At 66.3% G+C, this 14,252-nt stretch carries 10 protein-coding genes; 2 read left to right on the top strand and 8 right to left on the bottom strand.

Annotation, left to right across the window (positions count from 1 at the left end):
• Window positions 1-4: 4 nt before the first annotated feature.
• The 4 genes from BDW16_RS19200 to BDW16_RS19185 all read right to left on the bottom strand — a co-directional run bounded on the left by BDW16_RS19200 (window position 5) and on the right by BDW16_RS19185 (window position 6,325).
• Complete coding sequence (locus BDW16_RS19200) at window positions 5-1,501, bottom strand: tryptophan halogenase family protein (RefSeq protein ID WP_066574042.1); 1,497 nt, start codon at window positions 1,499-1,501, stop codon at window positions 5-7.
• Window positions 1,498-2,529 (bottom strand): cupin-like domain-containing protein, encoded by a 1,032-nt coding sequence (locus BDW16_RS19195; RefSeq protein ID WP_066574046.1) that lies wholly within the window; start codon window positions 2,527-2,529, stop codon window positions 1,498-1,500. Before BDW16_RS19195 ends, BDW16_RS19200 begins: the two co-directional genes overlap by 4 nt.
• Complete coding sequence (locus BDW16_RS19190; RefSeq protein ID WP_066574049.1) at window positions 2,522-3,241, bottom strand: SapC family protein; 720 nt, start codon at window positions 3,239-3,241, stop codon at window positions 2,522-2,524. Before BDW16_RS19190 ends, BDW16_RS19195 begins: the two co-directional genes overlap by 8 nt.
• 69 nt (window positions 3,242-3,310) lie before the next feature.
• Window positions 3,311-6,325: a TonB-dependent receptor gene (locus BDW16_RS19185; RefSeq protein WP_066574050.1), complete on the bottom strand. Its 3,015-nt coding sequence runs from the start codon at window positions 6,323-6,325 to the stop codon at window positions 3,311-3,313.
• A 207-nt stretch (window positions 6,326-6,532) separates the two neighbouring features.
• Here BDW16_RS19185 and BDW16_RS19180 point away from each other — a divergent pair, with 207 nt between their 5' ends.
• Both BDW16_RS19180 and BDW16_RS19175 read left to right on the top strand, forming a co-directional pair.
• Window positions 6,533-8,779, top strand: coding sequence for a beta-glucosidase family protein (locus tag BDW16_RS19180; RefSeq protein ID WP_066574051.1), 2,247 nt, complete (start codon window positions 6,533-6,535; stop codon window positions 8,777-8,779).
• 67 nt (window positions 8,780-8,846) lie between these two features.
• Window positions 8,847-10,043: an MFS transporter gene (locus BDW16_RS19175; protein ID WP_066574052.1), complete on the top strand. Its 1,197-nt coding sequence runs from the start codon at window positions 8,847-8,849 to the stop codon at window positions 10,041-10,043.
• Here the strand turns inward: BDW16_RS19175 and BDW16_RS19170 are convergent.
• From BDW16_RS19170 to kdpB, 4 genes are all read right to left on the bottom strand, one after another.
• Window positions 9,994-10,845 (bottom strand): glycoside hydrolase family 16 protein, encoded by an 852-nt coding sequence (locus BDW16_RS19170; RefSeq protein WP_066574054.1) that lies wholly within the window; start codon window positions 10,843-10,845, stop codon window positions 9,994-9,996. The two genes, BDW16_RS19175 and BDW16_RS19170, sit on opposite strands and share 50 nt — an antisense overlap.
• Before the next feature lie 71 nt (window positions 10,846-10,916).
• Window positions 10,917-11,612: a response regulator gene (locus BDW16_RS19165; RefSeq protein WP_174532030.1), complete on the bottom strand. Its 696-nt coding sequence runs from the start codon at window positions 11,610-11,612 to the stop codon at window positions 10,917-10,919.
• A gap of 9 nt (window positions 11,613-11,621) precedes the next feature.
• Window positions 11,622-12,206, bottom strand: a complete 585-nt coding sequence (gene kdpC, locus BDW16_RS19160) for a potassium-transporting ATPase subunit KdpC (protein ID WP_066574057.1) — start codon at window positions 12,204-12,206, stop codon at window positions 11,622-11,624.
• A gap of 11 nt (window positions 12,207-12,217) precedes the next feature.
• Window positions 12,218-14,245 carry a potassium-transporting ATPase subunit KdpB gene (gene kdpB, locus BDW16_RS19155; RefSeq protein ID WP_066574059.1) on the bottom strand — a complete coding sequence of 676 codons (2,028 nt, stop codon included), beginning with the start codon at window positions 14,243-14,245 and terminating at the stop codon, window positions 12,218-12,220.
• Window positions 14,246-14,252: the final 7 nt, after the last annotated feature.

Raw genomic sequence — 14,252 nt, 5'->3', positions numbered from 1 at the left:
TCCTTCAGGCCGCCAGCGGATCGGCCGCGCCGCAATATTGTGCGACATAGGTATGATGTTCGGGCAGCGTCGCCACGGTTCGCGTCACGTCCTCACGCAGCGTCGACATCAGGCGCATCAGTTCCTCGTCGGACAGCTTCTCCGCGATCGGGTGCCAGCTCTGCGGATCGATCCCCTGCCCCATCATCACCTGCACCCAGCTATTCTCCGCGAACAGTTCCTCGTTCCTGCGGAAGGTACGGCCGGTCTCGCGGAACAGCTCGATCTTCTGAGACAGCGAATCCGGCACCGGCATTGCGGCAACGTGCCGCCAGAAGGCACTGTCACGCCGGTCCGTCGCTTTGTAATGCAGGATCACGAAGTCGCGGATCTGCTCGATATCCTGGCGCTGCTGCTCGTTGAACTCGGCAGCATCGCGCTCGCTTACCCGGCCGTTGGGCATCAGCCGCACGAAGCGCAGCACCGCGCGCTGGATCAGGTGAACCGTCGTCGCCTCCAGCGGCTCGACAAAGCCGCCCGACAAGCCGATCGCGACGCAGTTGCGATACCATTGCTTTCGCCGCACGCCGCCGCGGAACTTGATATCAAAGGGCTCGATCAGTGGTTCGCCCACGGTCGAGATCAGCCGGTGATGCGCCTCGTCGCGCGACAGATAACCGCTCGAATAGACGATGCCCGCGCCCATCCGGTGCTGGAGCGGGATGCGCCATTGCCAGCCGGCATCGTGCGCGATCGCCTGCGTATAGGGTTGCGGTGGCCCCAGATGCCTCGCCTGCACCGCGATGGCGCTGTCGTTGGGCAGCCAATGGCCCCAATCCTCGAACCCGGCATGCAGCGCGCCTTCGATCAGCAGGCCTCGAAAACCGGTGCAATCAACGAATACATCTCCCTCGATCCGCCGCTCACCATCGAGGTGCAGGGCGGCGATGTCGCCGGTTTCTCCATTCAATTCAACGCGTTGGATCTTGCCCTCGACGCGCTTCGTTCCGGACTCCTCCGCGAGTTTGCGCAGATAACGGCCGTATAGCGTCGCATCGACGTGATAGGCATAGTTCATCCGGTCCTGCGGCAGGTGCGCGAACTTGCCCTGCATCGCCGCAGCAAGCTCAAGGCAATAGTCGTCATAGGGCTCGGGACAGCCTCGCGAGCGCGCGTACAGCCAGAAATGCTGAAACCCCGCCGACCAGTGATCCTTCCCCGACAGGCCGAAGCTGTGGAAATAGCTGTGCCCGTCATGCTTCCAGTTGTCGAACAGGATGCCGAGCTTGAACGTCGCCTGCGCCGCGGCCATGAACTCGGCCTCGCCGATCCCGAGGATGCGGTTGAAGTTGACCAGCGGCGGGATGGTCGACTCCCCCACTCCGATCGTACCGATCTGCTCGGATTCGACCAAGGTCAGGTCGACCGTGCGGCCCATCGTCCGGCTGATCGCGGCGGCGGCCATCCAGCCCGAGGTGCCGCCACCGGCAATGACGACGCGCGTGGGGCGTTTCTCCGTCATTGGCTGAGCTGCCGCAGCAGATAGGCGCGGATGCGCGACGCGGTTTCGGGTGTCAACGGATCGAGAATGCCGCGCGCTCCTTCGGGCAGATGTTCCGTCACGTCATCCCCATTGGCAAAGACATAATGATCGAACAGCGCGCGCCACCGCGCCTTCTCCTCCCGCGGCAGATCGCGGATCGCGAGCAGCGCATGGTGCAGCGCATCCTCGGGCTGGCCAAGCCAGCCGGGCGTCTCGCGCCACCAATAGTTGATCAGCACGTTGAACGCCGAGCGCCCCTCGACATTGTGGTACCACATCGAAGGGATGAAGATCGCGTCACCGGGCTCCAGTTCGGCGACCTGGGCGTGCGCCAGCGCCTCGCGGAACCTGGGGTGCGCAGCGAAATCGGGCTCCGCGAAATCGACCATGCTCACTGCGCGGCCCGCAGGTGTGTTGTCGAGCGGCCCCAGATAGAGATTGCCGAACTGATCCGGCGGAAACAGCGTGAAACGCCGCCGCCCCACCGCGACGCAGGCGAGATTGTCCGGGAAATCGTTATGCGCCGCGATCCGCGTGCGCGTGCCGATCCAGATGCCCGCCCGGCAGCGGCGGTCGCCCAGCGCGACATGATTCTCGGCGTGCAGCCCGTCGAAATAGTCGTGCACGTCGGTCGATGCGACATAGATGGGCGGCGCGGCAGGATCGTTCTCCGCCGCATCGATGTCCGCGAAAATGTCGCTCAGCCGCCCGCGCAGGGTCCGGAAGTTCACCGCCATTGCAGGATCGTAGAAGATCCGCGCATCCCCGGCCGCATTGCCGACCGCGACGGTGAAGGGCACGTCGCGATGTTTGCCCAGCAGATAGTCGCGCGCAGCCTGGCCCGACCACTTGCCCGCAGCGACCAGCGGCCAGTCCACGACCAGCCCGCGCACCACGAACGGCGCCCCGGCGGTACGCAAGCGCGCATCGAGTTCGGCCGCGCTCGCCACCGCGATCTCCGGCACCGTGGCCAGTCCGCTCAGGGCGCCGGGATCGGCTTCAGCCATTGCTCAGCCGCAGGTTCTTGCGCGCGACCAGCGCGTTGAAATTGCCGATCGACGCGACCGCCATGAAGATGGGCATCAAATGCCCCTCCGCATGCAGCGCGCCGAGCGCTGAGGCATCCAGCGCAGCCAGCCGTGCCTCGTCGATCACATGAAACCCGACCAGCCGGTTGACCGATCCGTCGTCCAGCGTGATCTCCAGCGTCAACGGCTCGAGCAGCTCGTATCGCCGCAGCGCCGCGAAGAAATCGCCCGACGCGCGATAGCCTTCGTCGAGCTCGCCCAATTGCCCGGCGACCGCCTCGAGATAGGGGGTCGGCTGTCCCGCATCGTCGAACACGCGCTCGCCCGCGCCGATCCGCGGGCTGGCCAGATCGACATGCACCTGTCGCGCATCGGCCGTCCCGCCGATCAGGAAGGGCTGGATATCGATCGCGAGCGGCACATAGTCCGCACCCCACATCCCGCCTTCCAGGAACAGGTTCTCGCCCTCCTGGAAGCCGAACAGCGCGATCGCGGTGAACGCGTCGCGCTCGGCATTGCGCCGGAACAGGATCGGATAATGCACCTGCACCCGCCGGAACTCGGCGGGCATGGTCACGCAGCTCATCACCGCATCGCCCAGCGCCGGCCCGCGGTCGCGGCGGACGCTCAGCTCGCGATGCGCCTCCGCCGTCAGCAGTGCGTGACCCGTCGTCGTCACCGTTTCGCCCATTGCCTCTCCAGTTTCCCCACCCGTAACAAAAAAAGGCCACCCTCCGAAGAGGGTGGCTGGGGAGGAGGCTCAGAAATTGAAACGGACACCGGCCGCGTAGCGGGCATAGCCAGGCGAGGCGAAATAGACGTTGCGATCCGACCGGCGATGTCCGCGCCGGCTTTCGCCCGTCAGGTTGATCACCTCGCCGAATACGGTCAGCCCGGGCATGAACTCGTAGCTCGCACTGGCGTCGATCTGGCCATAATCCTCGACATAGGACGGGTTGGCCCCCGTCCCGGACAGGAATTTCTGGCGCCAGTTGTACGCGACGCGGGCCTGGATACCGTTCTTGTCGTAGAACAGCACCGCGTTCGCGCTGTCGCTGAGGCCGGTCAGCGCGAACTGAGGCGGCGTCACCGAGGACGGCTTGCTGTTGTCGTAGGTCGCATCGCCCCGGACGATCGTATAGTTGAGGATGGCCCCGAAGCCGGTATCCCAGAAGCTGTGCTGGACCGCGAATTCGAAGCCGTAGAGGTTCGCCGTCCGGTCGTTGTTGACCGGCGTGTTGACCTGGAACGGCACCAGCGGATCTTCGGGCAACGCAAAGATCTTGCCGGTGATGTAGCCAGACGGATCGACGCCGGTCCGCTGGGTCGAACCCGGGAAGTTCACGAAGATATATTGGCGGATATCCTGCGCACTGGCGTTGGAGCCGAGTGCCGCGAGCGCCGCCTGGTAGCGCGGCCCGCCCGCCACGGTGCGCAGACCGAACGCAGTTTGGGTCACGCGGTCTTGCGCGATGAAGTTCTCGACATCCTTGTTGAAGAAGCCGACCGAGATGTAGCTGCTCGGCCCGTAATACCATTCCGCCGACAGATCGATATTCTTCGACTTGTACGGAAGCAGACCTGGGTTGCCGCGGCTGCCGCCGCCGAACGCGATACGGAACTGGGTGTCGAGCGTCAGACCGCCCTGGAGGCTCGCATAGTCCGCACGGGTGATGGTGTGGCTGTACGAAGCGCGCAGCTTCACATTCTCGAACGGCGAGATGTCGAAGTCGATGGCGGGCAACCAGAGCTCGTAATCGCCCTTGAAGCGCGAGAAATCCGACTGGCCCGAATAGGAGATATAGAATTCGTTGGCCGCGTCCCACGACGTGCCGTTGGGGATCGGCACCAGCGCCATCGAATCGATGCTGGTATGCTCGTATCGAAGACCGGCAACGACATGCGCGTCGTTTCCGAAGGCGCTGAACTTGCCCGCGACCTGTACATAGGGCGACAGCGTCTTCTCGGTGATGCGCCGGTCGATCGTGAAATCGGCCAGGCAGCTTCCCGCCGGCGCCTTGCCCGTCTGCGGACGGCTGCAGGTGCCGTAGCGCTGCTCGATGATATCGACCATCCGCTCGAAATCGAAGCTGTAGAGGCTGGGGATGATATTGCCTGCGCCGTCCAGCCCGCGGAACTTGTCGGGCAGGCTCACCAGCTTGAAGATATCGTCGGGAATGTCCGAAGCCGGCCCTGCCCCGCTCCAGGTTTCGTTCTGAAGGAATCCATAGGCCGAACGGACCTTGTTCTCGACGTACGAGACGCCGAAATCGATGCTGTCGAGCAGCCCGCCTTCGTGATCGTAGCGCGCCTTCAGCTGCGCCTGATTGATCTCGTCCCGGAAATAGGCGTTGCGGAACGCGTTGCCGGTCGGGGTGATCTGTGACGTGTCGAGTGGATTGAAGCCAGGGTGGAAGCTGGTGGTGATGACCGGCAGATAGGTGTCGAAGTTGATCCGCTGGTTCGCCAGGCCGAATACCGCGTTCCCTACCGATACGCTGGTGCCGTACTTGTTGGTCGGCTTCGACGTCGCGGTCGAATGATGGAAATCGAGCTGCGCAGTAACGCCGCCAGGCGCCTCCCAGGCCAGGTTGCCGCCGAACGAGTGATTCTCGCTGCGGTTCGCGGTCAGCGCGCCGCTGTACGACAGGTCCTTGCGCTCGTTCGCGCCGAACGCTTCCGAATAGAAGACCGGTCCGGCGACCGGCCCGTCGGTCCAAGCGCTCGATGTGTCGTTGTGGTTGAACCAGATGCCGACGCTGCTCGTCCGCACCTCCACCGTATTGCGGGAATAGGTGTAGTCGAACGTCGCGGTCAGCGATTCGATCGGGCGGAATTGCAGCACCAGCTGGCCGTTGATCCGCTCGCGCTCGATATCGTTGAGGTTGTACGATCCGTTCTGCGCGACCTCGTACACGTCATTCGCATCGGGCCGGTTGGTGATGTTGGCGTAGCGCGGGTCGCCCGGCTGCGCGAGCGAGCCCCAGTTGTTCTCGCTGCCCAGATAGCCGTCGCGCCAGTCGGTCTTGTAGTCGTTGTTGCTCGCCTTGCGCTTCTGGTACGAGCCCGCGATCAGGATCCCCACCTTGTCGTCGGCAAGGGTCGTGCTGAAGATGCCCGACACTTCGGGCGTGATCTCGTCGCCCTGATTGTAAGAACTGTCGAGCACGCCCTTGACCGCGATGCTCCCGCGCAGACCGGGCCGGTCGAGCGGGCGCGGCGTCTTGATGTTGATCGACGAACCGATGCCGCCCGAAGGGATCGCCGCACGGCCGGTCTTGTAGACCTCGACCCCGGCAATCCCTTCGGACGCGAGATTGGCGAAATCGAAGGAACGCGTGGCCGGCGCGCTGGCGCCGTCGCCAAGACCCGATGTCGGCATCTGCCGGCCATTCAGCGTCACCAGGTTGAATTCCGGGCCGAAGCCGCGGACCGTGACGAACGAACCCTCGCCGTTCGAACGATCGATCGAAACGCCGGTGATGCGCTGAAGCGATTCCGCCAGATTCGTATCGGGAAATTTGCCGATATCCTCGGCGGAGATCGCATCGACCACGCCCTGCGCGTCGCGCTTGATCGTCATCGCCTGCGCGAGGCTGGCACGGATGCCGGTGACGAGAACCTCTTCCGCTTCCTCGGTCGGAGGCGGCGCGTCCTGCGTGTCCTGAGCCAGTGCCGGAGTCGCGGCGATCGCGAGGCTCGAAGCCCCGATCGCCAGTCGAATCGAAAGGCGCGCATTGTTCAGGCGCGCATTTGAGCGAGTCGTGCCCCGCATCCTCATCCTCCCCTTCAGCGGCACGGTGAATCCGCACTCGTTGAGAACGTTCACTTGAACCCGTTGTACAACGTTGTCAAGTGCCGCGCACCCGGTGCACGATCTACAGAAATGGCGGAAAACCGATATTGTGAACGTTCCCAAATTATGCTGTTTTGCCTGCACGCAGCCAGACCGGGCGCACCGAAAATCAGGAGAGGAAAACGCATGAGCAGGACCATCGCCGCATTGCTTACGGCCAGCGCGCTCGCTGCCTTCACGGCGACGCAGGGTGTTGCGCAACAGGCGCCTGTCCCCGCCGCGACCGACGCCCGAGTCCGTGCCGAATCGATCGTCGCGCGGATGACGCTCGATGAGAAGATCGCGCTGGTCCACGGCCTGTTCCCGCCCCTGACTAAGGTAAAGCCGGTCAACGAACTGGTGCCGTCGGCGGGACATATCGAAGGCAATCCGCGCCTTGGCGTGCCGCTTGTACGGGAGAGCGATGCGTCGCTCGGCGTGGCCAACCAGGTCGAGCAGCGCAAGGGCGACGTCGCCACCGCCCTCCCCTCCAGCCTCGCCACCGCCGCGACCTTCGATCCGGAGATCGCGCGTGCAGGCGGCGCGATGATCGGCGCAGAGGCGCGCGCCAAGCGCTTCAACGTGCTGCTCGCGGGCGGGGTCAACCTCAACCGCGACCCATGGGGCGGGCGCAACTTCGAATATCTGGGCGAGGACCCGCTGCTCGCCGGCGAGCTGGCCGGCGCGCATATCGCTGGCGTCCAGTCGAACCGGATCGTCTCGACGATCAAGCATTTCGCGCTCAATTCGCAGGAAACCGGCCGCATGGTGCTCGACGCCCGCATCGGCGAGGCGGCGCTGCGCGAGAGCGACCTGCTCGCCTTCCAGATCGCGATCGAAAAGGGCAAGCCGGCGTCGGTCATGTGCGCCTACAACAAGGTCAATGGCGACTGGGCGTGCGAAAACGACTTCCTGCTCAATCAGGTGCTGAAGCGCGACTGGGGCTTTTCCGGCTGGGTGATGAGCGACTGGGGCGGCGTCCATTCGACCGAAAAGGCGGCGAAGGCCGGGCTCGACCAGCAATCGGGACAGGAACTCGACCGCGCGATGTATTTCGATGCGCCGCTCAAGGAGGCCGTCGAGAACGGCCGCGTGCCGATGGCGCGGCTCGACGACATGGTCGTGCGCTATCTGACCGGCCTGATCGAGAGCGGCGCCTATGACACGCCGATGCCGGCCACCGCACAGACTCCCGACTATGCAGCGAACGCGCTGGTCGCGCAGCGCGCGGCCGAGGCGGGGATCGTGCTGCTCAAGAACCAGGGCGGGATCCTGCCCCTTGCCGCCACCGCGAAGAAGATCGTCGTGATCGGCGGCGGCGCGGACGTGGGTGTGCTCTCGGGCGGCGGGTCGAGCCAGGTGCGGTCGGTCGGCGGCGCGCCGATCGAGATCCCGCTGGCGCACGGCCCGGCGGCTTCGTTCGTGCGCGTGACCTATCACGCCTCCTCCCCGCTCGAAGCGCTGCGCAAGGCTCTGCCGGGGGCGCAGGTGAGGTTCGTCGACGGGCGCAACCTCAACGCCACGGTCGATGCGGCGAAGGCCGCCGATCTCGCCATCGTCTTCGCGACCCAATGGACGACGGAGGCAGAGGACGTGCCCGACCTCAGGCTCCAGAACCATCAGGACGCGCTGATCGCGGCGGTCGCCGCCGCGCAGCCGAAGACGGTCGCCGTGCTCACCACCGGCGGGCCGGTGACGATGCCCTGGCTCGATCGGGTGCCCGCGGTGGTCCAGGCCTGGTATCCGGGCCAGCGCGGGGGCGAGGCGATCGCCAATATCCTGACCGGCAAGGTCAATCCGTCGGGCCGGCTGCCGATCACCTTCCCCGCGCATGAGGGGCAGGCGCCGCGCCCGCAGCCGGTGGGGCTCGATACCTTCACCGCGCTTCAGGCGGCCGCGGCGGCGAACCCTGCCAATCCCGGCGGCTACGAACTCAAAAGCTTCCCGGTCGACTATGTCGAGGGCAGCGATGTCGGCTATCGCTGGTACGAGAAGCAGGGTCACAAGCCGCTCTTCGCCTTCGGCCATGGCCTCAGCTACACCAGCTTCGCCTATGGCAAGGCGGCCGTCACCGGCGGCAAACGCCTCACCGTCGCTTTCGATGTCACCAATACCGGCAAGCGCGCGGGCGCCGACGTGCCGCAAGTCTATGTGACCCGCGAAGGATCGAACATCCCGATGCGCCTCGCCGCCTTCAAGCGCATCGAATTGCAGCCGGGCGAGACGCGTCGCGTCACGCTCACCGCGGAACCGCGCATCCTTGCCGACTACGACACCAGCCTGCCCGGCTGGCGCATCCGCGGCGGCACCTATCGCATCGCCATCGCGCGCGATGCGACCGATCGTTCGATGCTGCTCACGACGAGCCTCGACCCTGCGACGATGAAGCCCTAGCTTCGCGATCGCTCCGGCGGTGCCTGCGACCCATGCGGGCGCGACGACCGGTGCGCGGGGGTGCAGGTTGGCGAGCGAGTTTCAGTCCGGGCGACGGTCGCTTCGCTTCATCCTGCTCGTCGCGCTCGCAAATGCCGGCGGTGTCATCGGCTTTCTGCCGCTGCTCACGCTGCTGCTTCCGGTCAAGATCGCCGAGGTGGCGGGCGACGATCGCATCGCCGTCTTCACCGCCACCGTCATCGCCGGAGCGATCGCGGCAAGCGCATCGAACATCCTGTTCGGCTGGCTCAGCGACCGCTCGGTCGCCCGCGGCAACGGACGGCGCAAGTGGATCGTCCTCGGCTTGGCCGGTCTCGCCGCGTCCTTTGCAGCGGTTGCCGCCGCCGCCGCGCCATTGCAGATCATTCTGGCGGTGGTGCTGTTCCAGATCGCGCTGAACGCCGTCCTTGCCCCGATGTTCGCAGTCATGGCCGACGAAGTCCCCGACTCGCAGAAGGGCCTGTCCGGCGGCCTGATCGCCTTGGGCGCGCCGCTTGCCTCCGCAGTCGCCGCGCTGATGCTTGCGATCGGGTTCAGCGACGAACCGACACGGCTTGCCTTCGTCTTCGCCGCAGCGCTGCTCTGCATCCTGCCGCTGATCGTCACGCCCGCACGGACCGCGCCCGCGGCCATTGCCGCGGAGGAAGACCCGCTGCTGGGTCGCGACCTCGCGATCGCCTGGACATCGCGGCTGCTGGTGCAGGTCGCCGGCAATGTGCTGTGGCTCTACCTCGTCTATTACTTCGCCAGCATCGACCCCCACACCCCCGCATCGAAAAGCGTGGGACCGCTCGGTCAGCTGATGACCATCGCCTATTTTGCCTCCGTACCCGTCGCGGTGCTGGCGGGGCGCTGGTCGGACCGGATCGGGCAGCGGAAGCCGTTCCTGATCGCCTTCGCGCTGTTGGCTGCGCTGGGCCTGGTCGGCCTCGCCTTCGCGCGCGACTGGACTATGGCGGCTTCGTCGTTCACGCTCTACGCGCTTGGCTCCGCGGCCTTCCTCTCACTCCATTCGGGCTTCGCCATGCAGTTGCTGCCCGATCCGCGCCACCGCGGCCGCGATCTGGGGATCATCAACCTGACCAACACGCTGCCCGCGCTGATCGGGCCCCTGCTCACCTGGGCGCTCGCCAAGCCGCACGATTTCCGCGCGGTGATGCTGGTGCTGGCCGGCCTTACTCTGCTGGGCGGGCTGCTGGTCCCGGCGATCCGGCATCGGCGCTAGCCCAGTAGCGCACGTAATCGACCTGCATGCGCTGCGGCAGCGCGGTATCGTCCACGCCCTTCTGCCCGCCCCAGTCGCCGCCGACCGCCAGGTTGAGGATCAGCTCGTACGGCTTGGTGAACGGCCATGCCGCCGCACCACCGGGCTGATCGTCCTTCACCCGCATATGTCCACGCCCGTCGATGCCGATCGTGATCGAATCCGGCCGCCAGTCGAGTTGGTAGGTGTGATATTGCGTACAAGCCGTGGGCAGCCTCACCTGCGCCCCGCGCTGCGTTCCCTTGACGTGGTAGAATGCGGAGCTGTGGACGGTCGCGTGGATCACGTTCGCGTCCCAGCCGACCATCTCCATGATGTCGATCTCGCCGCCTTCAGGCCATTTGCCGTCGGTCGGCAGCATCCAGATCGCCGGCCACATGCCGCGCCCGCACGGCAGCTTGGCGCGGATCTCGTAGAAGCCGTAGCCGTAGCGCTGGCGCGTCACGAGTTTGGCCGAAGTGTAGGCCTGCCCGCCCCAGTCCTTCGCCCTCTCGAGCGCTTCCCGCCGCGCCTCGATCACCAGTGCGCCCTTCTCGATCCGGGCATTCTCGGGCCGGCCGTCGGCGTAATATTGCAGCTCGTTATTGTACCAGCCGGTCTTGTTGCGGTGCGTGTCGAACAGCCATTTACCGGTGTCGATCCGGGGCCCGTCGAACTCGTCGGCGAAGCTGGGCTTGGTCGTCGGCGCGACCATGGGCACGTCGGCGGAGACGTTGGTCGCGCTCAGGGTCGATTGCAGCGCCAGCGCAAACGTGACGAACATCGCCTACCCTCCCCTCGGCACTGTGAACGTTCACAAGATGCCAGATTGGAGGCGCTTTGCAAGAGCGGCAGTCAGGCCTGCGGGGCGACCAGCCGGTAGCCGACGCCCGGTTCGTTGCGGATCAGCGCGGGGCGGCTGGCGTCGGCCTCGAGCTTCTGGCGGAGGTTGCGGACGACGATACGCAGATAGTCGACGCGGCCCTCATGCGCCGGGCCCCAGACGGTGCGCAGCAATTGTGCGTGGCTGATCACCCGGTCGGGGCGTTTCGCCAGTTCGGCGAGGACGTCATATTCCTTGGGCGAGAGATGGACTTCCTCCCCCGCCCGCTTCACACGGCGATGGGTCAGGTCGATCTCGACCTCGCCCAGCGACACCGTCGCCTGTTCGGCATCGCTCGCCAGCCGGTGACGCAGCGCGGTGCGAATGCGCGCGAGCAGCTCGTCGGTGTCAAAGGGCTTGGTCAGATAATCGTCGGCGCCGAGATCGAGCGCGGCGACCTTTTCCGCCACATCCTCGCGCGCGGAGACCACCAGCAGCGTGGCGGTCGAGCGCGCCTTGATCGGCTGGATCAGCTCCAACCCGTCGCGGTCGGGCAGGCCGAGGTCGAGCAGCACCGCGTCGGGCTTGTCGATGTCGAGCAGCGACAGCCCCTCGCGCGCAGTCGCAGCCTCGACCACCGCATGCCCCGCGCGCTGGAGGGCGGCGCGGAGCAGGCGGCGGATGTGGACATCATCCTCGACGATCAGAACCTTGGTCGGCAATGCCATCCCCGGGGCTTAGCGCCCGGCCGTCATCTGGTCGAGCGCGCGGTTGAGCGCGAGGACATTCACCCGCGGCTCGCCAAGGAAGCCAAGCAACGCGCCTTCGCGATGCTGCTCCACCAGCGCCCGCAGCTTTTCCGGTGCGATCCCGCGCGCTCTGGCGACGCGATCGACCTGAAAAAGAGCCGCCTCGGGGCTCACATGGGGGTCAAGCCCCGAGGCGGAGGTCGTCACCAGGTCGGTTGGGACCGAATTGGCTGGTGCGTTGCGGATGGCATCGGCATCGGTCTTCACGCGATCGATCAGCGCTTGCGATGTCGGGCCGAGGTTGGAGCCGGCGGAGGCGGCAGCGTCGTAGCCGTCACTGCCCGCCGCGGAGGGGCGGCCGTGGAAATAGCCCGCGCCCGCGAACTTCTGGCCGATCAGTTCGGAGCCGATCACGCGGTCTCCCTCTCGGATCAGGCTGCCATTGGCCTGATGCGGGAAGACCGCCTGACCAATGCCGGTGAGCAGGGCGGGATAGGCGAGACCGAGCAGCGCAGCGAATAGCAATGTCAGCACGATCGCCGGGCGCAGAGCGGATTTGAGGTCGGTAAGCATGTCTATTGTCCTCAGGCGAGGTTGAGGCCGGTGACGGCGAGGTCGATCAGCTTGATGCCGATGAACGGTGCGACCAGGCCGCCAAGGCCGTAGATCGAGAGGTTGCGCGCGAGCAGCGGCCCCGCCCCCATCGGCTTGTAGGTCACGCCCCGTAGCGCCAGCGGCACGAGGCACGGGATGATCAGCGCGTTGAAGATGATCGCGCTGAGGATCGCGCTCTCGGGCGAGCCGAGGCCCATCACGTTGAGCACGCCCAGCCCCGGATAAAGGGTGACGAACATCGCCGGGATGATCGCGAAATACTTCGCCACATCGTTGGCGACCGAGAAGGTCGTCAGCGCCCCGCGCGTCATCAGCAGCTGCTTGCCGAGGCCGACGATCTCGATGAGCTTGGTCGGATCGCTGTCGAGATCGACCATGTTGCCCGCTTCGCGCGCCGCCTGGGTGCCGGTGTTCATCGCCACGCCGACGTCGCTCTGGGCGAGCGCGGGCGCGTCGTTGGTACCGTCGCCGCACATCGCGACGAGCTTGCCGCCCGCCTGTTCCTTGCGGATCAGCGCCAGCTTGTCCTCGGGCGTCGCCTCGGCGAGGAAGTCATCGACCCCCGCTTCGGCCGCGATCGCCGCGGCGGTGAGCGGGTTGTCGCCGGTGATCATCACCGTGCGGATGCCCATGCGGCGCAGCTCGGCGAAGCGTTCGCGCACCCCGGCCTTGACCACGTCCTTGAGCGCGACCGCGCCGAGCAGTCGCCCGTCCTTGGCCACCGCGAGCGGCGTCATGCCGGCGCGGGCGATCTCGTCGGTCAGCTTGCGCAGTTCCGCGGCGGCAGGCGTGTCGCCCAGGCCGGGATTGGCGCGAAGCACCGAATCCACTGCCCCCTTCTGGATCAGCGTCCCCTCGACCTTCACGCCCGAGATGCGGGTCTGCGCGGTGAAGGGGATCACTTCGGCGCCAGCGGGCAGGTTCGGCACCGAGATGCCGAACTTCTCGCGCGCCAGCGTCACGATCGAACGGCCCTCGGGCGTCTCGTCGGCAAGGCTTGCGAGCAGCGCGGCACGGGCAAGGTCGTCGACCTGTACCGCCGCGAGATGGCGGAACTCGCTCGCCTGGCGGTCGCCGATCGTGATCGTGCCGGTCTTGTCGAGCAGCAGCACGTCGACATCGCCCGCCGCCTCGACCGCGCGGCCCGATTTGGCGAGCACGTTGAAGCGCACCAGCCGGTCCATGCCCGCAATGCCGATCGCCGACAGCAGCGCGGCAATGGTGGTGGGGATGAGGGTGATCAGCAGCGCGGCGAGGATCGCGACCGGGATGCTGCCGCCGGCATAGCTGGCGAAACCGGGGATGGTCGCGACCGCGATCAGGAAGATGATGGTCAGGCCGACGAGCAGGATCGTGAGGGCAATCTCGTTCGGGGTCTTCTGGCGCTCGGCACCCTCGACCAGCGCGATCATGCGATCGAGGAAGCCCTGTCCCGGCTCCTGCGTCACGCGCACCTTGATCCGGTCGGAGATGACGCGCGTGCCCGCGGTGACGGCCGAGCGATCGCCGCCCGCCTCGCGGATCACCGGCGCGCTTTCGCCGGTGATCGCCGCCTCGTTGACCGAGGCCACACCCTCGATCACCTCGCCATCGGCGGGGATCAGGTCGCCGGTCTCGACCAGCACCACCTCGCCCCGCTCGAGCCGGGCCGCGCCGACCAGCTCCCACGCCTCACCCGTGCCGATCAGGCGCTTGGCCTGAAGCTCGGACTTGGTGGCGCGCAGCGACGCGGCCTGCGCCCGGCCCCGGCCCTCGGCCAGCGCCTCGGCAAAGGTGCCGAACAGCACGGTCAGCCACAGCCACACGATCAGCTGCGCCTGGAAGGGGATCGAGAGCCTCTCCCCGCCCAGCGCAAGCAGCACCGTCAGCAGCAGTGCCACCACCGCGGTGGTGAACAGCACCGGGTTCTTGATCAGATCCCGCGGGTTCAGTTTCTTGAAGGCGTCGCCGATCGCCGGAAGGATCAGCTCGCCCGAGAACATCGTCTTGGTCGTCATGGAATGC

It is taken from the genome of Sphingomonas koreensis (assembly GCF_002797435.1).
Classification (GTDB): Bacteria; Pseudomonadota; Alphaproteobacteria; order Sphingomonadales; family Sphingomonadaceae; genus Sphingomonas; species Sphingomonas koreensis.
Note: the sequence above shows the minus strand (reverse complement) of the source record. Positions and strands in the feature narration are given on the sequence as shown.

What these genes read in the sequence shown, in the direction of transcription:
- BDW16_RS19180 (WP_066574051.1), top strand. Translation starts at nt 6,533, where the DNA reads ATGAGCAGGACCATCGCCGCATTGCTTACGGCCAGCGCGCTCGCTGCC.
- kdpC (WP_066574057.1), bottom strand. Translation starts at nt 12,206, where the DNA reads ATGCTTACCGACCTCAAATCCGCTCTGCGCCCGGCGATCGTGCTGACA.
- BDW16_RS19170 (WP_066574054.1), bottom strand. Translation starts at nt 10,845, where the DNA reads ATGTTCGTCACGTTTGCGCTGGCGCTGCAATCGACCCTGAGCGCGACC.
- BDW16_RS19195 (WP_066574046.1), bottom strand. Translation starts at nt 2,529, where the DNA reads ATGGCTGAAGCCGATCCCGGCGCCCTGAGCGGACTGGCCACGGTGCCG.
- BDW16_RS19200 (WP_066574042.1), bottom strand. Translation starts at nt 1,501, where the DNA reads ATGACGGAGAAACGCCCCACGCGCGTCGTCATTGCCGGTGGCGGCACC.
- BDW16_RS19165 (WP_174532030.1), bottom strand. Translation starts at nt 11,612, where the DNA reads ATGGCATTGCCGACCAAGGTTCTGATCGTCGAGGATGATGTCCACATC.
- BDW16_RS19190 (WP_066574049.1), bottom strand. Translation starts at nt 3,241, where the DNA reads ATGGGCGAAACGGTGACGACGACGGGTCACGCACTGCTGACGGCGGAG.
- kdpB (WP_066574059.1), bottom strand. Translation starts at nt 14,245, where the DNA reads ATGACGACCAAGACGATGTTCTCGGGCGAGCTGATCCTTCCGGCGATC.
- BDW16_RS19185 (WP_066574050.1), bottom strand. Translation starts at nt 6,325, where the DNA reads ATGCGGGGCACGACTCGCTCAAATGCGCGCCTGAACAATGCGCGCCTT.